The organism is Clostridium sp. CAG:221 (assembly GCA_000435835.1).
Classification (GTDB): Bacteria; Bacillota; Clostridia; order Clostridiales; family Clostridiaceae; genus Clostridium.
Window position 1 is genome coordinate 14,517 of sequence record FR883401.1, and the last position, 23,155, is coordinate 37,671.

General features: G+C 28.8%; 22 protein-coding genes, 1 pseudogene and 1 riboswitch. Of the genes and pseudogenes, 3 read left to right on the forward strand and 20 right to left on the reverse strand.

The annotated features are described in order from the left end of the window. Positions 1 to 41: 41 nt before the first annotated feature. The 4 genes from cplR to Q5O44_RS07285 form a co-directional block, all read right to left on the reverse strand. A complete protein-coding gene (cplR, locus tag Q5O44_RS07270) occupies positions 42 to 1,712 on the reverse strand; it encodes an ABC-F type ribosomal protection protein CplR (protein ID WP_022167741.1) in 1,671 nt (556 codons plus the stop codon). Positions 1,713 to 1,816: 104 nt separating this feature from the next. Then, on the reverse strand, positions 1,817 to 3,199 hold the full coding sequence (locus Q5O44_RS07275; protein ID WP_022167742.1) for an MATE family efflux transporter: 1,383 nt from the start codon (positions 3,197 to 3,199) through the stop codon (positions 1,817 to 1,819). A gap of 112 nt (positions 3,200 to 3,311) precedes the next feature. Beyond that, entirely contained in the window at positions 3,312 to 4,532 is a 1,221-nt protein-coding gene (gene fliB / locus Q5O44_RS07280; RefSeq protein WP_022167743.1) for a flagellin lysine-N-methylase, read from the reverse strand. A gap of 248 nt (positions 4,533 to 4,780) precedes the next feature. After that, positions 4,781 to 5,368 carry a 50S ribosomal protein L25 gene (locus Q5O44_RS07285; RefSeq protein ID WP_022167744.1) on the reverse strand — a complete coding sequence of 196 codons (588 nt, stop codon included), beginning with the start codon at positions 5,366 to 5,368 and terminating at the stop codon, positions 4,781 to 4,783. Between the two features lie 376 nt (positions 5,369 to 5,744). On the opposite strand from Q5O44_RS07285, the gene Q5O44_RS07290 reads away from it, so the two are divergent. Beyond that, positions 5,745 to 5,888, forward strand: a complete 144-nt coding sequence (locus tag Q5O44_RS07290) for a hypothetical protein (RefSeq protein ID WP_022167745.1) — start codon at positions 5,745 to 5,747, stop codon at positions 5,886 to 5,888. 122 nt (positions 5,889 to 6,010) lie between these two features. Here Q5O44_RS07290 and Q5O44_RS07295 read toward each other — a convergent pair whose 3' ends face one another. The 4 genes and pseudogenes from Q5O44_RS07295 to Q5O44_RS07310 form a co-directional block, all read right to left on the reverse strand. Continuing rightward, positions 6,011 to 6,766 (reverse strand): EFR1 family ferrodoxin, encoded by a 756-nt coding sequence (locus Q5O44_RS07295; RefSeq protein WP_022167746.1) that lies wholly within the window; start codon positions 6,764 to 6,766, stop codon positions 6,011 to 6,013. 57 nt (positions 6,767 to 6,823) lie between these two features. After that, entirely contained in the window at positions 6,824 to 7,225 is a 402-nt protein-coding gene (locus tag Q5O44_RS07300) for a glycosyltransferase (RefSeq protein WP_022167747.1), read from the reverse strand. Then, the gene (locus Q5O44_RS07305) at positions 7,182 to 7,316 is read right to left on the reverse strand and encodes a hypothetical protein (RefSeq protein ID WP_022167748.1); all 135 of its coding nucleotides are present in this window, start codon (positions 7,314 to 7,316) and stop codon (positions 7,182 to 7,184) included. The genes Q5O44_RS07300 and Q5O44_RS07305 overlap by 44 nt, the downstream gene beginning before the upstream one ends. A 213-nt stretch (positions 7,317 to 7,529) precedes the next feature. Further along, positions 7,530 to 8,964: pseudogene (locus tag Q5O44_RS07310) on the reverse strand (carbon starvation protein A). A gap of 288 nt (positions 8,965 to 9,252) precedes the next feature. On the opposite strand from Q5O44_RS07310, the gene Q5O44_RS07315 reads away from it, so the two are divergent. Then, complete coding sequence (locus Q5O44_RS07315; protein ID WP_022167750.1) at positions 9,253 to 10,998, forward strand: ABC-F family ATP-binding cassette domain-containing protein; 1,746 nt, start codon at positions 9,253 to 9,255, stop codon at positions 10,996 to 10,998. Between the two features lie 125 nt (positions 10,999 to 11,123). Next, positions 11,124 to 11,414, forward strand: a complete 291-nt coding sequence (locus Q5O44_RS07320) for a hypothetical protein (protein WP_022167751.1) — start codon at positions 11,124 to 11,126, stop codon at positions 11,412 to 11,414. A gap of 72 nt (positions 11,415 to 11,486) precedes the next feature. On the opposite strand, the gene Q5O44_RS07325 is transcribed toward Q5O44_RS07320, so the two are convergent. The 12 genes from Q5O44_RS07325 to Q5O44_RS07380 all read right to left on the reverse strand — a co-directional run bounded on the left by Q5O44_RS07325 (position 11,487) and on the right by Q5O44_RS07380 (position 23,138). Next, positions 11,487 to 11,693, reverse strand: a complete 207-nt coding sequence (locus tag Q5O44_RS07325; protein ID WP_022167752.1) for a cysteine-rich CWC family protein — start codon at positions 11,691 to 11,693, stop codon at positions 11,487 to 11,489. Between the two features lie 322 nt (positions 11,694 to 12,015). Then, complete coding sequence (locus Q5O44_RS07330; RefSeq protein ID WP_022167753.1) at positions 12,016 to 12,552, reverse strand: cob(I)yrinic acid a,c-diamide adenosyltransferase; 537 nt, start codon at positions 12,550 to 12,552, stop codon at positions 12,016 to 12,018. Beyond that, positions 12,545 to 14,062: a cobyric acid synthase gene (locus Q5O44_RS07335; protein ID WP_022167754.1), complete on the reverse strand. Its 1,518-nt coding sequence runs from the start codon at positions 14,060 to 14,062 to the stop codon at positions 12,545 to 12,547. Before Q5O44_RS07335 ends, Q5O44_RS07330 begins: the two co-directional genes overlap by 8 nt. A 37-nt stretch (positions 14,063 to 14,099) precedes the next feature. After that, positions 14,100 to 15,206: an alkaline phosphatase family protein gene (locus tag Q5O44_RS07340; protein ID WP_022167755.1), complete on the reverse strand. Its 1,107-nt coding sequence runs from the start codon at positions 15,204 to 15,206 to the stop codon at positions 14,100 to 14,102. Next, complete coding sequence (cobD, locus tag Q5O44_RS07345) at positions 15,206 to 16,267, reverse strand: threonine-phosphate decarboxylase CobD (RefSeq protein ID WP_022167756.1); 1,062 nt, start codon at positions 16,265 to 16,267, stop codon at positions 15,206 to 15,208. The genes Q5O44_RS07340 and cobD overlap by 1 nt, the downstream gene beginning before the upstream one ends. 25 nt (positions 16,268 to 16,292) lie before the next feature. Beyond that, a complete protein-coding gene (gene cbiB / locus Q5O44_RS07350) occupies positions 16,293 to 17,264 on the reverse strand; it encodes an adenosylcobinamide-phosphate synthase CbiB (protein ID WP_022167757.1) in 972 nt (323 codons plus the stop codon). Positions 17,265 to 17,435: 171 nt separating this feature from the next. Continuing rightward, positions 17,436 to 17,569: riboswitch (cobalamin riboswitch) on the reverse strand. Between the two features lie 60 nt (positions 17,570 to 17,629). Next, positions 17,630 to 18,073, reverse strand: coding sequence for a zinc-ribbon domain-containing protein (locus Q5O44_RS07355; protein WP_022167758.1), 444 nt, complete (start codon positions 18,071 to 18,073; stop codon positions 17,630 to 17,632). 175 nt (positions 18,074 to 18,248) lie between these two features. Next, positions 18,249 to 19,268 carry a bifunctional adenosylcobinamide kinase/adenosylcobinamide-phosphate guanylyltransferase gene (locus Q5O44_RS07360; RefSeq protein WP_022167759.1) on the reverse strand — a complete coding sequence of 340 codons (1,020 nt, stop codon included), beginning with the start codon at positions 19,266 to 19,268 and terminating at the stop codon, positions 18,249 to 18,251. Further along, positions 19,265 to 20,044: an adenosylcobinamide-GDP ribazoletransferase gene (locus tag Q5O44_RS07365; RefSeq protein ID WP_022167760.1), complete on the reverse strand. Its 780-nt coding sequence runs from the start codon at positions 20,042 to 20,044 to the stop codon at positions 19,265 to 19,267. The genes Q5O44_RS07360 and Q5O44_RS07365 overlap by 4 nt, the downstream gene beginning before the upstream one ends. Positions 20,045 to 20,071: 27 nt before the next feature. Beyond that, positions 20,072 to 20,593: a bifunctional adenosylcobinamide kinase/adenosylcobinamide-phosphate guanylyltransferase gene (locus Q5O44_RS07370; RefSeq protein WP_022167761.1), complete on the reverse strand. Its 522-nt coding sequence runs from the start codon at positions 20,591 to 20,593 to the stop codon at positions 20,072 to 20,074. A 102-nt stretch (positions 20,594 to 20,695) separates the two neighbouring features. After that, on the reverse strand, positions 20,696 to 21,754 hold the full coding sequence (gene cobT / locus Q5O44_RS07375; RefSeq protein ID WP_370545569.1) for a nicotinate-nucleotide--dimethylbenzimidazole phosphoribosyltransferase: 1,059 nt from the start codon (positions 21,752 to 21,754) through the stop codon (positions 20,696 to 20,698). A gap of 7 nt (positions 21,755 to 21,761) precedes the next feature. Next, positions 21,762 to 23,138: a cobyrinate a,c-diamide synthase gene (locus Q5O44_RS07380; RefSeq protein ID WP_022167763.1), complete on the reverse strand. Its 1,377-nt coding sequence runs from the start codon at positions 23,136 to 23,138 to the stop codon at positions 21,762 to 21,764. Positions 23,139 to 23,155: the final 17 nt, after the last annotated feature.

Sequence of the window (23,155 nt, forward strand, 5' to 3'; positions counted from 1 at the left end):
TGGAGTAACTCTACTTAACTCCACTTTTAAATTTAACATAATTATTTAGAATTTTTTTCTTTGAGTTGCTTTAGTTCATTCATTATATTCATATACTCATTATTTAAAGTTTTCTTTACCTCTTCATCAGTAACTATTGATAACTCTGAAATTACTTTGGATAGCTTATTTTCTAAAAGTAATATTTCATCATTAATATGTCTTTCATCTTCACTTGTTTCATTGTTGGTCAGTTGTTCTAAATACTTATTATATGTACCATTAAACTGAAAAATGTGTTTATCTTTTATGGCTATTATATAATTGCACACATTATCTATAAATTCTAGATCATGAGATACTAAAAGTATAGTCTTATTTGTATTTATAAGTGCATTTTCTAATGCATCTATTGCTTTTATATCAAGGTAATTAGTTGGTTCATCTAGCATTAAAAAATTATTATCAGCTAGTATAATCTTACATATAGCTGCTTTAACTCTTTCTCCACCTGACAAACATCCTACCAATTTATGTACATCATTATCCTTAAAACCAAACTCACTTAAGTTAGTCCTAATAAAACATTCATCTAGTGTAGAATCAATTTTCATATTTTCCAATATACTTTTATCTTCATCGAGCATATCTTGCTTTTGATGAAAATATCCTATCTTTACACCCTTTGCTACTTTAACCCCATTTACTTCTTTATCTTGCATAAAATCCATTATCCTATTTAATAAAGATGTCTTACCACAACCATTTTCTCCAATCAATGCTGCCTTTACACCATTTACTATTTTTAAATTTATATTCTCTAATAAAATCTTATTATTAACCTTTAGATTATAATTAATTATCTCTATTAAATTTTTAGCAGTAATTTCACAACCGTCATTTATATTTATTACAATTTGCTGTTGTCTTTTAGGTTTTTTCTTTACCTCCATATGCTCAATTCTTTTCTCAACAGACTTTATATTATTTTCAATGTTCTTCTTTCCTCTTTGATCTCCCATTTTTATAGTTTTAGCTTCAGATTTTCCCATACCTTTCGGTGCTTTCTTTATTCTATCTCTTAAAACTTTCTTAGCACTAATTACTTGTTCAAGTCTCTTTTTTTCACTGATATACTTTTTATATTCATTTTCTTCATAACTTATATTTTCTTCCTTTAATCTTTTATAGTCATCATAATTTCCCTTATAAATCTTGATTTTACCATCTTCTATTTCAACTATTTTATTGCATATATGATTTAAGAAATTCCTGTCATGAGAAACTACAAGTAATGCACCTTTATATTTGCTAAACATATTATCTAAGATTTTAATACTTTCACTATCTAAATTAGAAGTAGGTTCATCAGCAATAATAAGCTTTCTATTTTCACTTAAAGCATTAACTACTTGTATCTTGACCTTTTCACCACCAGATAAATATTCTTTATACTCACTAGGACTATTGAAAATCTTCTTTACCTTAGTGACCTCACAAGTAATACATCTTTCTTCCAACTGACTTATATATGAATAGCTGTCTGTTAAATGAACTTTTCCTTCATCAGCTTTAATTTCTCCTATAATTATTTTAAGAAGTGTTGTCTTACCTGCACCATTTTCACCTACAATTCCTATTTTATCTTCTTCTTCTATTTCAAATTTATCAATATCTAATATTAATCTATCTCCGTAATACTTTTTTAAATTACTAATAGTTGCAAGCTTCATATTACACCTCCAAAATTACTTTTATTTTAAGTTTGTGCAAAATTCTTTTTAATAATCAAAAAAACAGCTAGGATATTATACCTAGCTGTTACAGTAAATATTTTTTACATTACCAATTCTTCTTTATGCTCTTTTCTATTAAGACTATATAATTCTAAAACTCCCATAATTATAGATACAGTAGCAGCACTAAAATCAGCGATTGGTCCTGAATACATTATTCCTTCTATACCAATAAATCTCGGTAATAATATTAATAATGGTAATAAAAATAGTACTTGTCTTGTTAAAGAAAGAAAAATACCTTTCATAGGTTTACCAATGGCTGTGAAGAAATTTGAAGAAATTGGCTGCATACAATTTACAAATGTAAAGAATAAAAAGATTCTAAAATACTTAATTCCAAACTCATAATACATTTCAGAGCCTGAGCCAAAGAATGAGATAATCTTTCGTGGCATAAGCTGAAATATAGAAAATGCTATTACTGATATTATTAAACCGTATCTTAGAGCCAATAAATATATTTTCTTTACTCTATCATATTTTTTTGCCCCATAGTTAAAACTTGCAATAGGTTGTAATCCCTGTGACAATCCTATAACCACAGACATATATATTTGATTTACTTTTGTAATGATTCCTGCACAAGCAAGAGGTATTGATTCACCATATACAGATAATGCTCCATAATACGTCAATGACTTGTTCATAACTATCTGTACTACCATCATGGCAAGCTGATTAAAGCATGGTGCTGCACCAAGAGAAGTTATTTTTCCAATATACTCACCTTTAAGTTTCAAATGCTTCTTTTCAATCTTACCTGTTTTATATCTCCTAAAGTATCTGAAAGCCAAATAAGCTGAAAAAATTTGCCCTATAATTGTAGATAATCCTGCTCCAGCCATTCCCATATTAAAGCCAAAAATAAATATTGGATCTAAGATAGTATTTATAACTGCACCTGATAAATTGCATATCATGGTATATTTAGGACTACCATCAGCTCTTATTAAATGCCCACCACCAGTAGCAAAAATTAAAAATGGAAAGCCAATTGAAATATATCTAGTATATGTTTTAGCATAGCCCAATACATTTTCAGGAGAACCGAAGAACTTAAGCATAGGTGTTAAAAATATTTGTGCTATTGCACATAATACCACACCACTTAAAAATAACAAGATTGCTGAATTTCCAATATAATAAAGTGCCTTATCTTTTTTACCGCTACCTAAAGTTAAATTAAAGGCAGATGCACCTCCAATCCCCAGTAATAGTGCTAAGGCTATACATGATGTGCTAAGTGGAAATGTTATATTTGTTGCAGCATTTCCCAATTCTCCTACACTTCTTCCAATGAAAAACTGATCTACAATATTATAAAACGCACTAACAAGCATTGCGATAATGCTAGGTATTGCAAACTTTCTTAACAGCATATTCACAGGAAGGCTTCCAAGTTCATTTTTATTATTTCTCATATCCTCCTCCAATTTCCTTTTTCAAATTGTTATTTACTTACTTCATTCACATTATATAGTTTAACCATTTGCTTTTCAAATACTTAAAATTTTATTAATATACAATTTCCTTTTATAGAAGTTTGTTGGCAAAATTCATATTATCATACTGATTTTTTTCTATATAATCATATATTTCAGACATATAAGTTTTATCATGTTCAATATCTCTAGCAAATAAGGAAATCAGCTTTATTATATTCTCTGATGATTCTTGCCTACTACTTATATATCTTCCTACCAAGTAAAATCTTATAAAGGAATATCTCACTACAAGCATTATATATCCCTCTAACATATCATCACTTTCTGTAAAGGGAAATAAATTATTATACATATAATTTACTAAGTAATTTTCAAAGATATATTCATATTTTTTTATGAAATTCTTATTATATTCCTGGAAAATGCTTATATATCTTTCTTCATAATTTCCACAATTATCTATATCATTAATATTAAATCCATCTAAAACCTCATCAGTATATTTCTTAAAATCATCACTTATAGCCTGCTCTCTTATATTAGAAAATTCTATTATACTTTTAAAGAAGATAATTTGAAAAATATAATCCATATTATTTTTTTTATATTTCTGAGCAATATTTTCCCTGTCATAGTCCTTAATAAAGCTATGCGCTAATTTATAATCCTCTTCCATTTTTTCTTCTAAGGTCATAATGAAATCTCCTAAAATATAAAGTCTTTCACTTAACGGATAATTTCTATCCTGCATTATTTCCATAGAAAAAGCTCTTATTTCTTTTAAGTATTTAATAGGTGATTTCTTATACTTTTTAGAATTAGTATTATATTCATCATTGATAATATACTTTTCAAATACCTGTTCACTGCTATTGAAAGAAATCTTATCCTCACTTTGCAACATGATTTTTGCTGCTTCAAGGCATGATACATCTAGGGATATTTCATATTCATTATTAATTTTATTTAGTATCCTTGGAAATTGTGTACATATATTCGATAAATACTCTTCACCTATAGCAGTATAAATTGAACAGTAATTACATTTATCTAGAAATGGGCATTTCTTATCTTCGTTAAGTTTTATTATTCCATAATCTAAATCATCACTGGTACAATAATTATTTTTCTTAATATTATCTGATAACATTGCTTTCATTTTTTGATCTTGCACTTTTAAATACTCATCAAAAGTATCTTTATCAATTTCTATATCCCAACCTTGACAGCAGGTATCTTCACATTCTCCCCCTATACACTTAAATCTTGCAAAATTATTAGGGTACGTAACTTTTAGCTTATTATACATTTCCTTCGTCCTTTTCTTATAAAAATCCATTATTATACTTAAGTATAAGTTTTCTCACTTTATTTATATTATACCATTTATACTTACAATGAAACTTTCATTTTATTTAATCTTATAAGCAAAGTATTCTTCTCCTTGTCCTGTAGGAAATTTAATTAATAAAAAAGCATGGAAGTTAAAAAATATTTCCATGCTTTTCACTATATATTTATAAATGATATCTTACTTTTATAATTATTCCGTTCTTCCTATTGTTTAGATTCTGTTCCGTCTTCACTTTGATCTTCATCAGTATCTACAGCACTGTTATCAGCAATTGTTGCTACTATTGCATTTTCATCAACATCTAATCTCATTCCTTCAGGGATAACTAAATCTTTAATAAATATTTTATCTCCAATATTTAATTCTCCTACATTACACTTAATATTTTCTGGGAGCTTATCTGCTTCACCATATAATTCAACTTCTGAAATTAGAACTTCTAATAATAGTTGACGACCTTCTAAAGTTGACTGTCCATCAAATACTACAGGTATTTTCATCTTAATCTTTTCATCTTTCTTAATATCTTGGAAATCAATGTGTATTACCTTTCCAAAAGAATCTTTTTGTAATTCCTTAACTACACAATTCTCAATATGTCCATTTAATTTTAAAGAAAGAATTGAACTTTTAGCCAATGTTAAAAGTTTGTACATATCTTTTCTAGTAATCTTAATTGATACTGTATTGTCCAAATGTGATCCATAAAGTACTGCTGGTACTTCTCCATGCATTCTTACTTTTTTACCCTTTTCATTTCTCTCACTTACATTTAATACTATACTTTCCACAATAACCCCTTCTTTCAATTATTGACTACATTTTGTTATAGCGAATATAAAAAATTATTTATTATAATTATTGCCATTTATTTGGCAATTAAACTTTTTTCAGCTTATTTTTTTCATAAATTTTCATAAATTCACTTAACAATTTAATTATAATACTTTGTGAAAATTATTCCTAGAAGTATTTTTACTTTATTTTCCAAATATATTTATTCTATCTTCCTCTTTTAAAATTATTATTAAACTCCTCTATAATTCTTAGTTTTTCTTCTTAATTGTCCATAGGTTAATTATTTGATAATTACTATTAAAATATATATAATATTACTTAATAAAATATATCGTACAATTTTGTACATGCATATAAAGGAGATTTAATATGACTACTAATGAAAAAATAGAAAAGAAAACTGTAGAAGTTCAAGCACCTAAAAAGGTTAAATATCAATGTCTTCACACAACTGAAGAAAAAGAATGTACTTGCATCAGAAGCAAAGGCTTAGTATTAAAGAAAAAATTATAAAAATCAAAAAGTATGGATAAGACCAATGGTCTAAGCCATACTTTTATTAATTCTATTTTCACTTGCTTCAATACTTACATTCCAGTGTTTAGTAAATTTTCTCCACGTTATATAATCTAGGTTTAAACTATTTTTACATTTGGATTCAAATAGTGTTCTCTATTTTTAGTCTTTCCGTTATAATCAATTGCTTTCTTTGGACAACTCTGAATACATGAAACACATAGCTCACAATGATGTTTCCACATTGGCCTATCATTAACCATTACAATATTATTTACTGGACATCTTTTAGCACATAGACCACAACCTGTGCATGTATCATCTACTGTATAATTATTATCTAATTCATTACATTCATTAATATGTTTATAAAAATAATTTGTAAACACCCTATCAAAGATTAAATGACTTTTTTCAATTTTTAATACTTCCTTATTTTTTATACATTCACTTATCTTTAATATTTTTTCTGCTTCCTTTTTAAAAAGCTTTTCTTGAACTTTTTTACTTATAGCTCCGTAACCTATAATATAATTACCTGGCATATTAACTAAAAAACCAGCTGATAACTTCAATTTTCTTTCATGCAAAATCTCTTCACATTGATCCAATGCCTTACCGGGAAGTCCGCCAAAATTTCCAATGGCATAAATATAAGTATCCTTTTTTACATTTAATTTTTTTAAAAACTCACAAACTATTAAAGGAAGCCCCCAAAAATATATTGGAAAGATAATTCCTAAGGTATCTGCTTCAATTAAATCACCAGAATATTCTGCTATTTTATTAATTGAACTTTCTCCTAATTCTCCACTTAAATCTTCTGCAATTTGTAAACTGTTTCCTGTACCTGTAAAATAATATATCTTATTCATTGACACCCTCCAAAAACTTTTTTCAATTATACCATATTATTACTTTTAAGATATATTCTATAATAATTTCTCAATTGCTAAAACTACTTTTAGCAAGGAATACTTATCTTTTAATTGATTTTCAATTTTCCTACTTCTTTCCTTAACCATATCACTATATAAAACTTCCATAACTGCATTATATAATTGCTTTCCACTACTGGGAAATGAACGAACTCTTTTTCCTATTCCAAGCTCTACTATACGCTTAGCATTTGAAAGCTGGTCATTTATAAATGGCATTGCAACCATTGGAACTCCCAATGCCATTGCTTCATTAACACTATTCATGCCACAATGTGTCAAAAATACATCTGCATGCTGAAGTACTTCAATTTGAGGTACAAAAGAATAGGCGTATATATTATCTGGTATTTTACCTAATGTCTGTATATCTACTTTCCCAGTATTTAAAATCACCGATAACTCTTTCAACTAAAAATCTCGTCAACGGAATTGTTGGATTTGTATGCCCTGAATATGGTACGTTAACCATTAATATATTGGCCATTTTTCCTCCTTAAATTTAAAATTATAAATATTCTTCTTACATTAAATGAATATAATTAAATTAATTCTCGCTTAATTTATATATTCATAGTACAATCTCATTATTAAAAATCATTTTCTATTTATAATATTTTCTTATAACATTTGCATAAACAGAGCTAATGAAAGAAAAACACTCAAATTTATATTTGAGTGTTTTAAATATTTTATAAAATTATAATTTTACTTTATTAGAAGAAGCTTTTAAAGCAGGTATTAATGTTCTAAATAAGAATACTGTCAAACAAATAATAGCAAAAATAATTCCTATAGGATATGAAATTGAAGTTGATAGCTTAAATCCTTCGTCAATAAGTACAGGTTACAGCTGACATAAAGGTGGCTGGCAAAGCTGCCAGCAAAGATGACATTGGTTTAGCAAACCCTGCATATTTAGCTAAATACACAGCTCCTGCCCAAAATACAATCATTGCTAGTGTTTGATTTGACCATGAAAAATATCTCCATACAACTTGATAATCAATAAGTGAAATTAAATAGCCAATTGTAAGTAAAGGTACCGATAAAAATAATCTATTCTTAATTACCTTTTGATCAATTTTAAACCAGTCAGCTATTGTAAGTCTAGCACTTCTAAAAGCAGTATCACCAGATGTAATAGGACAAGCTATAACCCCTATCATGGCAAGCACTCCCCCTACACGTCCTAATAATCCAATGGACATATCATAAACGGTAGTTGAACATCCTCCACCAGCTGAAAGTAATCCTTCAGTCCCATTATAAAATGCCACTCCAGCTGAAGCCCAAATAAGCGCTATAACACCTTCTGCAACCATTGCTCCGTAAAATATCTTTCTATCATTCTTTTCATTTTCAATACATCTAGCTATCATTGGTGACTGAGTAGAATGAAAACCTGATATAGCACCACAAGCAACTGTAATAAACATTAATGGCCAAATAGGTTTTCCATCTGGGTGTAAATTATTTAAAGTAATTTCTGGCATAGGGTTTGTCCCATTATTAAAAATAGTAGCTCCTGCTATTCCTACAGCCATTATAATAAGACATGCTCCAAAGATAGGATATAACTTTCCAATAATCTTATCTATTGGAAGTAATGTTGCTAAAAAATAATATATAAGCACAACTATAGTCCAAAATGTAATATTCATAAAATTAGGAGTCAATTTGGCAAGTAACCCTGCTGGTCCTACCATGAATACAACGCCAACCATTACAAGAAGGATAACAGAAAAAATCCTCATAACATTTTTCATTACTTTTCCTAAGTAAATTCCTACTATCTCAGATATGCTAGCACCATCATTTCTTACAGATAACATACCACTTAAAAAGTCATGAACACCACCTGCAAAAATTGTACCAAATACAATCCAAAGATATACACTTGGCCCCCAGATAGCACCTGATAAAGCACCAAATATTGGACCAAGCCCTGCAATGTTAAGAAGTTGAATAAGGAAAGATTTCCAGGTTTTCATTGGCATATAATCAATTCCATCTGAATGAGCAATTGCAGGAGTAGGCCTATTAATTTCAGGTCCAAATACTTTTTCTACAACTCTACCATATACAATATACCCAATAACTAGTATTGCTAAACAGACAAAGAAACTAACCACAAAACCACTTTCTTTTTTTATTTACAATTATATTTTACACCTTTTGAAAACATTATCACATACTATTTCTAATTTATTTTATAATTTTGCTTTAAAAAGCTTGCAAATTAAAACTGTAATATATATGAAATCATTGAACTTATAAAAAATTAATGTTATGCTATCAATGTTAAACTTAGTAAAAATATAAATGCTACATAAAATAAAGTTTAATTTACAATTAATAAGATAATATATTACGGAGCTTATTTTGTAGGCTCTTTTTTAATGATAAAGAGAGGTAATCATATGATAAAAGTTTCTAATTTAGCATACTCATTTCCTAACAAAGATTTATATAAAGACATTTCCTTTACCATAGAAGATGGACAACATTGTGCTTTTATAGGGACAAACGGTACTGGAAAAAGCACACTAATAGATATAATTATGGATGAAGAAAAATACCTGTTTGACGGTACTGTAGAGAAAGAACCAAATTGTACAATTGGGTATGTAAGTCAATTCTCAGAAGTAGACAAACTAAAAGAAATCACAGTTTTTGAATATATTAGTGAAGAATTTACGAAACTTCAAAATAAAATTACTTCTATATGTACTGAAATGGAAACATCTTCTGATATTGATGCTTTACTTGAGCAATATCAAGAAGCTTTAGATGCATTTGAAGCAATTGGTGGAGATAACTTTGAAAAGATTATTGATAAACAACTAAACCTTACTAATTTAATGTGTTACAAAAATTTAAAGCTTTCTGAACTTAGTGGTGGAGAATTTAAACTTATTCAAATTATTAAAGCAATGATAAATAGTCCTGATTTACTAATCATGGATGAACCAGATGTATTCTTAGATTTTGAACATCTTAATTCACTTAAAGATTTAATAAACACACATAAAGGAACTATGTTAGTTATTACTCATAATAGATACTTGTTAAATCACTGTTTTAATAAAATACTTCACTTAGAAAACATGGAACTACAAGAGTTTGATGGAAATTATATTGACTATAACTTCTCATTACTTCAAACTAAAATTGAATTACAAGAATTAGCAGCTGCTGATACTGCTGAAATTGAAAGAAATGATAAATTAATTGATAGGTTAAGAGAATTAGCAACAGAAAATGCTGAACAATTTAGAGGAAAAACTTTAAGAGCCAGAATTAAAATTCAAGAAAGATTAGAAGAACGTAGAATTAAAGCTCCTTTTATTGCTCTTACAGAACCGGACATAAATTTCGTTACATCTAGCAATTTAGAAGATACTATTGCTTTAGAAGTTAATAATTACAATGTTGCTTTTGATGAAACATTATTAGAGAATGTTAATTTCGAAATTAAATCTACTGATAAAGTAGCAATTGTAGGTTCAAATGGTACTGGAAAAACTACTTTATTTGAAGAAATATTTAACAACAATCATCCTTCAATTAAGTTAAATAAAGATACTAAAATAGCGTATCTTTCTCAAATACAAGGAAGAACACTAAAGGAATCAAATACTATCCGTGAAGAATTTTTTGATGCTGGTTTTAAAACATCTGAAGAAATTCTATCATATATTGAAAGATATGGTTTTAATGAAGAAAAACTTGATCAAAAGATAGAAACTTTATCAGGTGGAGAGAAAAACATGCTTCAACTTGCTAAGATTTCTGATAGTAATGCACAAATGTTACTTCTTGATGAACCAACTAGTCATTTAGATACATACTCACAAATAGCCTTAGAAAGAGCTATTAAAAACTTTAATGGTGCTGTTTTAATGATTTCTCATGACTTCTATTCTATAGTTAACTGCATGGATTACGTGTTAATAGTTGAAGATAAAACAATTAAAAAAATGCGTATGAGAAAGTTTAGGCGAATGATTTATGATAATCATTTTGGAAAAGACTATTTAGAAATTGAACAAAATAAAAAATCACTTGAAACAAGAATAGAATTGGCTTTAAAAGATAACAATTTCCCTCTTGCCAAAGAATTATGTGAGAAATTAGAAAAACAAGTTAAATTATTAAGAAATTAGATTATATAAAAACTCTACAATACAAAAGTATTTTAGAGTTTTTTTCTTTAAATATTAATAATTTAAACAAACTCATCTTTTTTTAATACTATATAATATAAATCTAATGATAGGAGATGAGATACATGTCATTTGATGATTATAGCAACAGACTTTCTTGCTGCAATCCTTTTTATAATTATGGTAATAATTTTCCAGCCTTTAGTAATCCTTGCTTTAACTCGCTAGTAATATTATTCTTATTCTTTGGTGGTGGACGAAGCCTAGGTAGCTTCTGGGGACCTTATAACCAAATCTATGGTTGCAGTGGTTTTAATTCTGATTGGTGTGGAAATAATGGATATACAAATCAGGGTGCAAATATTCCAACCGTTCTTAATTCAGCCAAATATATTAATAACCAATTTCAATCATAATGATTAGTTGGAAATCAAAAAAGCTATTAGCAGTAATTATGCTAATAGCTTTTTTAATTTTACAGTATGTATTTAATCCATATTATTTTTCTCTTTATAATTAATTACACATTCTTTACAGATACAAGCTTTGCCTTTTAAATTTTCAGGTATCATTTCTCGTAACTCCTTAGGAACTTCAATTTTTTCACACCAACAACCGCTATGTGATAATCCATTTTCATACCCACAATTATTTGCTTTACCACAAAGCGGACATATATTCTTGCTAATTTTCATTTCACTTTTCTCCTTTCTCTTTATAAAAAAATAGAATCTAATATTTATTTTACTTAATCCCAACTATTTTAACTTTTTTCATTAATTTTATTTGAATATATTATACTATGCTTTGACATTAAAAAGAAATCCCTTAATAATTTTCTTATTTTTTTAATTGTAGATAATATATCATGATATTTTAGAATTTTTATTTTTTATTACCAATAATCATTTACGAGTATTTCATTTAAGTTATTTATTTAAATAAAAAAAATAATCAGTAAAAATCTTAAATCTACTGATTATTTTTTCAAAATTACGATTTATCAATACCAATATATTATTTTTCTATTCCTCTTCTTGCTACTATTCCTTTATCAAAAGGATGTTTTATCTTTTGTATTTCAGATACATAATCTGCTCTTTCTATAAGTTCATCAGCTGGATTTCTACCTGTTAAGATTACCTCTAAGTTTTCTGGCTTATTATCTAGGAAGTTAAGTAAATCTTCTCTATCTAAAAGATTTCTGTTATAAGCTCCTATAACTTCATCTAAAATTAATATGTCACATTCACCATTAAAAGCTACTTCCTTCGCCTTTGCAAAGTTATTTAGATGTATTTCCTTAGACTTAGCTTTTTGTTCTTCAGTCATTCCAAAGGTAAAAACATTTCCTTCTTTCCCTCTAATAATTTCTATATTAGGAATTAATTCTAAGGAATTTAATTCACTAGTATTCCAATTCTTCAAAAACTGTAGAATAAATACTTTGAATCCAGCACCTGCAGATCTAATAGCTAATCCCAATGAAGCTGTTGTCTTACCTTTACCATCTCCACAATAAATATGAATTAATCCCAACTTTTCCTTATCCATTTATTCCACTCTCCAATATTTTATAAATAGCCTTCATATCCAAACTATTTCTTATGCCTTCAGCAAGTTTATCATATTGCTCTTCTTTATACTTTTCAATATCTACTGTACTTATACTTGAATAATCTATACCTTTATGAATACAAAGACTTTCCACTATTGCCTTTGATACTTCTTCCTTATCAAAGATCCCATGAATATAGCTTCCATAAACATTATCTTTATAAAGTCCATCATTTTTAATTATATCTTCACCATTTACATTATCTATAGTAGTTAATTCTTCTTCATTAAAATCATAAGTAGTTTGTCCCATATGAATTTCATATCCTTCAAATTCTACATAGCTTAATTCTGCTAAAATACCACTTACTTCATTGAAATTACCACTTACTCTTGTTCTCACCTTTTCTTTTTCAAATACAGTTTTTGTAGGAAGTAAGCCCATCCCAGCCATAGTTCCTCCACTTTCAACGTTAAATGGATCTGATAATTCCATTCCAAGCATTTGATATCCTCCACAGATACCAAAAATCACCTTTCCTTTAGCTGCTTGTTTTAAAATTTGTGTTTCTAAACCACTTTCTCTAAGCCATTTTAAGTCTTCCATTGTATTCTTTGTACCAGGTAATATTATCATATCTGGATCCTTTAATTCTCTAACTGACTTTACATATCTTAAACTTACACCTGGTATATATTCAAAGGTATTAAAATCTGTGAAATTTGATATTCTAGGTAATCTGATAACAGCTATATCTATTAAATCTACAGTTCCCTTATTATTAAATCTTTCAGACAAGCTATCTTCATCGTCTATATCAAGTTCCATATAAGGTACTACTCCCACTACAGGAGTTTTAGTTATTTCTTCAATCATATCAAGTCCAGGTTTTAAGATATTAACATCACCTCTAAACTTATTAATGATTGTACCTTTAATCATCTTTCTTTCATCTTCCTCTAATAACATTAAAGTTCCTGCAATGGAAGCAAATACCCCACCTCTATCAATATCACCTACCAGTAATACCGGTGAATTTACTAGCTTCGCCATACCCATATTTACAATATCATTTTCCTTTAAGTTGATTTCTGCTGGACTTCCTGCACCTTCCATAACAATAATGTCATATTCTTTTGCTAAATTATTATAAGCCTCCATTATATGAGGGATTAACTCTGTCTTTTTTTTATAATAATCTCTAGCACTCATATTACCTAAAACTTCACCATTTACTATAACTTGTGAACCCACATCATTAGTTGGCTTTAAAAGTATAGGATTCATATTAACTGAAGGTTCAATACCACAAGCTTCCGCTTGCATTACTTGAGCTCTTCCCATCTCTAATCCTTCCTTAGTGATAAATGAATTTAAAGCCATATTTTGTGATTTAAATGGAGCTACTTTGTAACCATCTTGTTTAAATACTCTACAAAGTCCTGCTGTTACCAAACTCTTTCCAGCATTGGACATAGTTCCTTGTATCATAATAACTTTTGCCATCGTAAGCCGTCCTTTCTCTATTTCTTAATATAAAAACTTAAAAGTATTTCATTAACCTGATAGCTTCTTTACCATCTATTATTCCTAATTGTTTATGTCTATTAATTCTATTATTGAATAAAATGAAAGGCTGTAAATCCCCTCTATGGTTGCCTGTGCTGCTAAGGGTAGAATGATCCGAAGTAATAAGGATATTAACCTCTTCTTTTACTTCTTCTAATATAGTCTTTATTAGCTCTTCATCTATTCTTTTGATAAATTTTACCTTTTCTAAGGGATTCTTTCTATGAGAAGCTTCATCTGTGCCATTTACATGAACAAGTATAAAATCATTATCCTTTATAAGCTTAATTGCTAAATTAGCTTTCTCTTTTAAATTGGTATCTATATCTGCCGTTGTTTCACTCATTCTTGGAGTATCCATTCCCATGGCTAGAGAAATTCCTCTAACTATTTCTGTATGACAGACGCTGGCAGCTTTAGTTTTATGTAAGGTATAGAAGCTTGGTAAATCAGCTTTCATAGATAATCCCCAAGGTAGAAAGGCATATTTGTGTTCTTGCTTATTTAGCACATTAAGGCTTTGGCAAACAAACTCCTGTAGTATTTTATTCCTTGGTACTAAATCTTGAATATTCTTCCCTACATTTTGATGTGGAGGAAAATCTGCTATTTCAGTGATACATTCTTTCTTAATTACTAGAAGATTTTTATAGGACCCCATATGATGCATTTTAATACTTTCTCTTTCCAAACTGCTACTCATCATTGTTGAAAATTTCTTATACTGGCCTTCATTTAAAATTCCACCAGTAGATGAAATTAACCTTCCATGGCTATCAAGTGCAACTAAATTACATCTCATAACAACTTCATCATCTTTTATATCTAGGGCTTCTGCTAAAGCTTCTAAATAAGCTCTACCTAATGGGATAACACCTTTATCTTGCCCTAAAAGTGTCAATATGCAACAAAGACTTTCAGCAGTGAATCCATCAGGGCAAGTTTTTAATAACCCATAAACTCCCCTTGCTTTCATATATTCCATATGCTTAGGTGATGCATATTCATAAGGCGTCATATTAGCTAATTCTTCTAAGATATCATCATTCATACCATCTATTATAATCATTATATTTTTCATTACATGCCTCTAAAGGATATTATTTCATTAATTAATCTTTTATTATCCTTATGCTCTTTAACACATATTCTATAATATCCTTTTGTAAGTCCAACATAATTACTGCAATCTCTAATCATTATTCCTCTATTTTCTAAGTATGCTTTTAATTCGTGACCATCCTCATCTTTAAAAAATATGTAATTAGCTTTAGAACCATAAATCTTCATATTTAACTTTCTTAAAGCTTCCTTTAAATAGTTACTTTCTTTTCTTATAAGTTCTTCAGTCTTTTTCAAGTACTCTTTTTCCTTAAGGGCTTGTACTCCTGCTATTTGTGCTGGAATGGAAACTGCCCAAGGTTGAGAAACTGATGTCATCTTCTTTAATAGCCTTTCATCACTACTTAATCCATAACCAAGTCTAAGTCCAGCCATGGCATATATCTTGGTAAAAGCCTTTAAGATAAATAAATTTTTATTTTCTTTTAAGTAATTTTTCATAGTATATCTCTCAGGTTCTTCAATGAAATCATTAAAGCATTCATCCATTACTAACATAACATCTTTTTCTCTACATCTCTTTAATATCTTTTCTAATAACTCTATTGAAACAAGTTCTCCTGTAGGATTATTAGGATTACAAATAAACACCATATCAATTTCATCGCTGATACACTCTATAAAATCATCCCTTAGCAGGAATCCATCTTCTTCTTTTAAATAATGATATTGTACCTTACACTCTACTGATGTTAATGCTTCTTCATATTCACTAAAGGTTGGTGCAAGAACAATTGCTTTTTTAGGTTTTAAAGCATATACAAGCCTAAAAATAATATCGGCAGCTCCATTACCTAAAATAATATATTCATTATCTACATTTTCATTATCTGCTAAATCACTTTTAAGCTCTCTGCATAAAGGATCAGGATAGTTTATCCAGCTATCTATTGATTCAATTAAAGCTTCTTTAACTCCTCTGGGCATTCCAAGTGGATTTATATTGGCAGAGTAATCTAAAGCCTCTCTTTTAAACATTTCCTTATATGTATATATATCGCCACCATGAGTAAGTTTCATCTTAAATCACGCCCTCAACTATAAATTATTTTACCATTAAAATTATGGTAATCTTTATTACAGATATAATTACTATAGAAATAATAGATGTACAGTATAAAAGTCTATTGGCTTTCTTAATATCATCATAATTTATTTCTCTGATATTATCTCCAATGGTAGGCTTTTCATAAAGTTTACCAAAATAATATGCATTACCTGCCAGCTGTACATCTAAAGCTCCTGCACAAACAGATTCAGTTTGTGCAGAATTAGGACTTGCATGATTATATCTATCTCTCTTGTAAATCTTAAAGGCATTTTTATAATCATATCTTAAAAAGAAAGATGATAAAATCATTTGGTATGCTGAAATTCTTGCGGGAAGATAATTTACAACATCATCTAGTTTAGCTGCAAATCTACCAAAGTTCATATACTTTTCATTTTTATATCCAACCATGGAATCCATTGTATTTATTGCCTTATAGAAAAATCCCATTGGAGCTCCACCAATAGCTATAAATATCATTGGTGCTATTATGCCATCAGAAGTGTTTTCAGCTACAGTCTCCACAGCTGCTTTGGCAACTCCACTAAAAGTTAAATCCTTTGTGTCTCTTCCTACAATCATTGATACTGCTTTTCTAGCTGAAGGTAAATCATTTTTTGCCAATTCATCATATACCTTCATACTTTCAACTTTTAAAGATTTTGTTGCTAGAATTTGATAGCACATAAAAGTTTCCACAGTTAATGCTAAATATGTATTTATAGATTTAGCCATTAATATTATTACCAGTGGAATAACCATTGAAATGGAAACTACCATGACAGTAAGGATAATCCCTCCAATATACTCTCCTCTTTTAGTTTTTGGCATAAATCTTCTAATTACTTTTTCTAATATACTAATTAAATTTCCAATAAATCTAACTGGATGTGGCATCCAATATGGATCACCAAAGATTAAATCTAATATGTATCCCATAACTAATGCTACTAAAGAAATAGTCATTTTAAACCTCCTTCTTACTAAACTGTTTTTTCATATAAAAATAACACTCAGTAACGTTCTGGTTACTAAGCGTTATTAATTAACAAAACTAAGGTATAAATGATATTAAATACTTTAATTATCATTATACCAATTATATAATCAACACACTCCAGTAGTCCGCAGAGTTTTCGTGTATATATTATAACAAGCAATCTGGCTTATGGACTTATACTAAATTTCTTGTCCAATTACAGTAGCGGCCCTGCGTAGGATTTTCACCCAACTTTCCTTGTGTATAATATACTTATTCTATTCTAATTCTTTATAAATACAATATAAAAGTATACTATAGGAATTATTAATAGTCAAAGATTAAGGCAATTTTATTTACCTTTCTCCACACTATCTTCTTTAGCTACTGGTTCTTCTTCACTACTTTCTATGTCTTCCACTACTTCAGCTTTCACTTCTTCCACAAGTTTTGCCCCACATTTTGAACAATAAGCCACTGAATTATCCTGTTCTGCTCCACAGCTACTACAGATTCTTACTCCCTTCAAAAGCTGGAGTTCTTTCTTCATAGCATTCACTTTTTGTATTGACTCTGTTATAGATGAACAAATATCTTGTATTTCCGCCACTTGATTTCTAGAATACAAAGAAAAATATTTTTTTCCAAGTTCAGTATATAAACCATCAAGCTTCTTTTCTTCATCTTTTATCTTACTGCTTATTTTACTTATCTCAGCTATTTCCTTAGTTTTTTTAACAGTTTCTTGTCCTACATTAGATATCTTTTTACCAAAATTACTAAAAAACTCTGTCATAAAATTTCTCCTATTTTAATCAGTCTATTCATTGTAATTCTATTATTTTTTTATACTTTTATTACTATATTTAAGTAGAGAGGATGATTAAATAATTTGAAAAATAATATAGAGGTGTTGATTTTGATAAAAAAGATATAGTGGAATATTTTTATTCACTATATCTTTTTTATTATTATATTTCTTTTATGACCTGTACCTTCTTATCATTAATCCAGGTATTTTTATCAATTTCAATAATATAACCTTGTCCATTTTTAACTTGCCAATTATAAAAGTCCTTATGTGGATTAGAGTATTTATCCAAAATAGCCATTATTGTACCACCATGAATAATTAAAGCAACACATTCTTCACCTAAGGATTGATTAATTATTTCTTCAAAGCATTTTTCACATCTTTCACTGAACTCTTCCCTACTTTCTCCATTAGGTATATGGAAAGTCCCACCACTAGCCAACCATCTTTGATAATTAAGATCATCTTTTAACTGATCATAATTTTTATTTTCAAAATCGCCAAAGTTTGTTTCCTTCAAATCATCTTTTATTATAATTTCTGCTTTAGGATATATCATTTTAGCAGATTCCACACACCTCTTCATTGGACTTGAATATACTTTATTAGCTCTTGGATAAATTTCTTTTGATATAGAATCAAATAGTGCATATATACCGTTTAAAGAAAGACTTTCATCTGTAATGCCTATGTATTTTTTATCCTTATTCCCTTCAGTAAGACCATGACGAATTAAAGCAACAGTTAAAGTTGAACTGAAATTCTTCTTTTCACTTCTCTTATAATATGTGCTTTCCTTTTTTATATTTATAGGTATACCAGCCATTACTCTAGTAACAATAGTTGCTTTCCTAGCAATTTTTGTACATGCTCTTCCTGTTTCTTCTCGCCAAATTCTTTCTTCCTTATCTAATGGTACAATTCCATATCCAATTTCGTTACTAATTATAATAATGTCATTATTTTTTTCTAGTAACTCGTCAACAAAAGAAAGTATATTTATCTTATCTTTCAAAAGTCTTTTACACAATAAATGGAAATTGTATAATATTTTCTTATTTATATTGTTGTAATCACATTCTTCACCGTTACAAACATCTTCTTTTGTCAGATTATTCTTATCCAACACATATTTAAGTTTTCCTTGTGCTGTTCCGCCTATTACAAACTCTATCATGATGTTCCTCCAAAAATAACTACAGCTATTAATAATATAAGTTCTAACATTTGCAAGAAATATCCAGCCAAATCACCAGTTATTCCTCCAAATTCATTATACGACATTTTCTTATACTTAACAAAACATAAAATTGTTAAAAGTATTGTAATAATTGCTAATAAACTATTTATAAATAGCATAATAGTAAAAATCATAACAATGTAAACAAACATGCTTTTCTTTACCACTTGTTTTTCAGCTGCATTAGAAAACATATACGCTAAACCACTATTTTTTGAACATTTAAATGTAACAATTGATACTGCACTAAAGGCTCTTGATAACATAAATCCCAAAGCTATAAAAATTATAGTATCCATATTTATATTTATTTCAGTCCAAAATGAAAATACTGCTATAAAGTAAACAACACAATATATTAATGCAAAGGCACCAATATGAGGATCCTTTAAAATTTCTAGTTTCCTTTCAGCACTTTGATGAGAGCTTCTAGCATCCACTGTATCACAAAATCCATCAATATGTATTCCACCTGAAATAATAACTGGTATGATAGTAGCAATACCTGCAAATAAAATATTGCCTATTCCTAAAAATTTAGCTAGATACATCCATGCTCCCATCACTATTCCTATTGCAAGTCCAACCAATGGAAAAAAGCACATGGCATACTTCATATTTTCTTCTTTCCACTGAACATAAGGCATAGGAATTTTAGAGTACATTGAAAATGAAATTATTATTGATTCAAATATAGTTTTAATGTTAATCACCTCCAATTACTTCACTTATTAATAGAATTATTTTATTCTTACTTCTATTCCATAAACTATCTCTATTACTTCATCAGCAATATGTGACAACTCTTTATTTATTATACCTAAGTTTTTAATATACTCTTCTGTATCTTTATCATATTTATTTCCATCAGAAAAAATTTCATTAGTTACAATAACTAAATTTTCACATTTGCCTTTTAAGCTGCGTATTCCATCAACAATCTCCAAAACAGCATTTTCTCTACATCTATTTTGATCATACATTTCATTGGCTAATAAATTAGAAATACATTCTAATAGAATTGTACTATCCTTAGAAATATCTTTACATTTTATTGACTTTAAATCATAATGACACTCTAATGTTAAAAATCCTTTTTCTTTTCTCATTTCTCTATGTCTTTCTATCTTTTTATAACATTCACTATCATAGGGCATCATCGTTGCAATATATATTAATGTGCCATTTTTTCTAGACATACTTATATTTTCTGCATATTCTGATTTTCCGCTGGCTGCTCCTCCACTAACTAATGTAATCATAAATTTACCTCCTTTAAAAGATTATACTTATAAAGCATATTAAATCAGAAACTTCTTTTTTAGATGCTTCTGATTTAATACTAAAAACAATATAATTATAAATTAACTTAAAGGCTCATATTTATCAACATTTATTTCCTCAAAGGTGCTCATATTACCATACACTGAAAGAGCCATATCTAATAGTGGTATTATTGCTACAGCCCCTGTACCTTCTCCTAAGCACATATTGCAATCTATAAATGGCTTTAAATTTAACTCTTTCATAATTGCAATTGCTGCTGGCTCTTTTGATAAATGGGATGGTATGATATATGATTTAACTGCTGGACAAATCTTCACTGCTACTAAAGCTGCCACTGCAGAAATAAATCCATCAATGACTAAAGGTATATTTAATGCTGCTCCACCAATAAATACTCCCACAAGTCCTGCAATATCAAGTCCTCCAACTTTACTTAGCACATCTATTGGATCTTCCTTCTTTGGCTTATTAATTTCTATTGCTTTCTTTATTGCATTTATTTTCTTATCTAAGCCTATTGATGATAATCCTGCACCTCTTCCTGTTACCTCTTCCACATCTCGACTTAAAAGAACAGCTGCAATTGCACTGCTGGTGGTGGTATTACCAATGCCCATTTCACCTGTAGCAATTATTCCATAACCTTTATCTTTTAAATCTTTAACTATTCTAATACCGCATTCTATTGCTTCTATGGCTGTATCTTTTGCCATGGCAGGCTCCTTTGTCATATTATTGGTACCATACATTAACTTATTTTCTATTAATCCATCAATATGCATATCTCTAGCTATGCCAATATCAACAGGTATTACATCAACATTTGCACACTTTGCCATATTATCAACAGAAGTATCACCCTTAACCATATTTTCAGCTACAATTGCCGTAACTTCCTGTCCTGTTTGAGTTACCCCTTCTTCAACTACCCCATTATCAGCACACATTACTACAACAGCACGTTTTTTAATGTCTATATTAGGGTTTCTTGTTATTCCAGCCATCTTAATAACTACTTCTTCTAATAGCCCTAAACTGTTAAGCGGCTTTGCTATACTATTCCAGCGTTTTTGTGACATTTCCATAGCATCTTTATCCAATTCTTTAATCGATGATAATATATCCTTTAAATAAATTGACATTCTATCTCCCCTTTTTATAATCGTTACATTTATGTATGAAATTACTTGCAAAGTCAATATTAGAATAATAATGTAAATGAGGATATCCTGCAAATAAATTATTTATGCTATTAATGCACAACCAATTTTTCTTTCTCATAGGCTTCTGTGCTTTAAAAGATTGTCCATTACAAGTACTATCCCAGTAATGAAATTCATGTCCTTTTATACTCATTCCCTTTTTACAAATCAATGTATCTTCCTGTGCTGTTAAACTTATATATCCAAATCTGCCTAATTTATTTGTCTTATAGCTTTTCCCCTTTATTGCACCAACCATTTTAAACTCAGTTCCTTCAATATCTTCTAAAGTTTCATTAAGATACATAAACCCTCCGCATTCAGCTATGGTTGGAAGGCCTTTAAGTGTTATAGCCTCATATATATCATTCCTCATAGATTTATTATGAGAAAGTTTTTTAGCATATACTTCAGGGTAACCTCCTCCAATAATTAACCCATCAATATTTTCAGGAAGCTTTTCATCATTAATAGGACTGAATGGAATTATATTAGCTCCCATTTCCCTTAACAAATCTAAATTATCTGCATAATAAAAGCAAAATGCTTTATCCATTGCCACTGCAATATTAATATTATCATAAATCTTCTTTATATGAATACTTTTATGCTCTATATCTGGAGCTTCATTTGCTAAAGCAATTAAAGAATCTAAGTCTACAGTTTCTGATACTTTTTCTGCCATAACTTCTAGCTTACTTTCTAATTCCTCAACTTCTTTTGCTGTAATAAGTCCTAAATGCCTACTTTCAAAGCTTATTTCTTTCATATTAGGAAGATGTCCAAGAACCTTGATGTTTAATTCTTTTTCAATTACTTCCTTCATTTCTCCATAAATCATTTGTGATACATTATTTAAGATTACACCTTTTATATTACTGTCCTTTTTATAATCAATATAACCTTTTATTGCTGGAACAATTGAAAGATACATTCCTTCACAATCAAGCACTAAGACCACTGGTGTTTCTAACACTCTTGCTAAGTCATATGAGCTGGCAGCTGTACTTTCAGCACTGATACCATCATAAAATCCCATTACTCCTTCAATTATTGCTATATCACTATTTTCTGCATTCTTACAAAATAGACTTTTAATAGTTTCTTCCTCATTGAAAAACAAATCCAAATTTCTAGAATTAATTCCTATAACTTCAGAATGGAACATTGGATCTATGTAATCTGGTCCACATTTAAAAGAAGTTAAGTTTAAATTTCTATTTTTTAAAGCCTTAAGTAAAGCACATGTAAGAGTAGTCTTCCCACTACCACTTTTTACTCCCGCAATCATTAACCTTGGATATTTATTCTTCTTCATTACTAATTTCTCCTTAT

Coding starts and splice junctions, on each gene's coding strand:
- cplR (WP_022167741.1), bottom strand. CDS start 1,712: ATGAAGCTTGCAACTATTAGTAATTTAAAAAAGTATTACGGAGATAGA.
- Q5O44_RS07275 (WP_022167742.1), bottom strand. CDS start 3,199: ATGAGAAATAATAAAAATGAACTTGGAAGCCTTCCTGTGAATATGCTG.
- fliB (WP_022167743.1), bottom strand. CDS start 4,532: ATGTATAATAAGCTAAAAGTTACGTACCCTAATAATTTTGCAAGATTT.
- Q5O44_RS07290 (WP_022167745.1), top strand. CDS start 5,745: ATGACTACTAATGAAAAAATAGAAAAGAAAACTGTAGAAGTTCAAGCA.
- Q5O44_RS07295 (WP_022167746.1), bottom strand. CDS start 6,766: ATGAATAAGATATATTATTTTACAGGTACAGGAAACAGTTTACAAATT.
- Q5O44_RS07305 (WP_022167748.1), bottom strand. CDS start 7,316: ATGGCCAATATATTAATGGTTAACGTACCATATTCAGGGCATACAAAT.
- Q5O44_RS07315 (WP_022167750.1), top strand. CDS start 9,253: ATGATAAAAGTTTCTAATTTAGCATACTCATTTCCTAACAAAGATTTA.
- Q5O44_RS07320 (WP_022167751.1), top strand. CDS start 11,124: ATGTCATTTGATGATTATAGCAACAGACTTTCTTGCTGCAATCCTTTT.
- Q5O44_RS07325 (WP_022167752.1), bottom strand. CDS start 11,693: ATGAAAATTAGCAAGAATATATGTCCGCTTTGTGGTAAAGCAAATAAT.
- Q5O44_RS07330 (WP_022167753.1), bottom strand. CDS start 12,552: ATGGATAAGGAAAAGTTGGGATTAATTCATATTTATTGTGGAGATGGT.
- Q5O44_RS07335 (WP_022167754.1), bottom strand. CDS start 14,062: ATGGCAAAAGTTATTATGATACAAGGAACTATGTCCAATGCTGGAAAG.
- Q5O44_RS07340 (WP_022167755.1), bottom strand. CDS start 15,206: ATGAAAAATATAATGATTATAATAGATGGTATGAATGATGATATCTTA.
- cobD (WP_022167756.1), bottom strand. CDS start 16,267: ATGAAACTTACTCATGGTGGCGATATATATACATATAAGGAAATGTTT.
- cbiB (WP_022167757.1), bottom strand. CDS start 17,264: ATGACTATTTCTTTAGTAGCATTAGTTATGGGATACATATTAGATTTA.
- Q5O44_RS07355 (WP_022167758.1), bottom strand. CDS start 18,073: ATGACAGAGTTTTTTAGTAATTTTGGTAAAAAGATATCTAATGTAGGA.
- Q5O44_RS07360 (WP_022167759.1), bottom strand. CDS start 19,268: ATGATAGAGTTTGTAATAGGCGGAACAGCACAAGGAAAACTTAAATAT.
- Q5O44_RS07370 (WP_022167761.1), bottom strand. CDS start 20,593: ATGATTACATTAGTTAGTGGAGGAGCAGCCAGCGGAAAATCAGAATAT.
- Q5O44_RS07380 (WP_022167763.1), bottom strand. CDS start 23,138: ATGAAGAAGAATAAATATCCAAGGTTAATGATTGCGGGAGTAAAAAGT.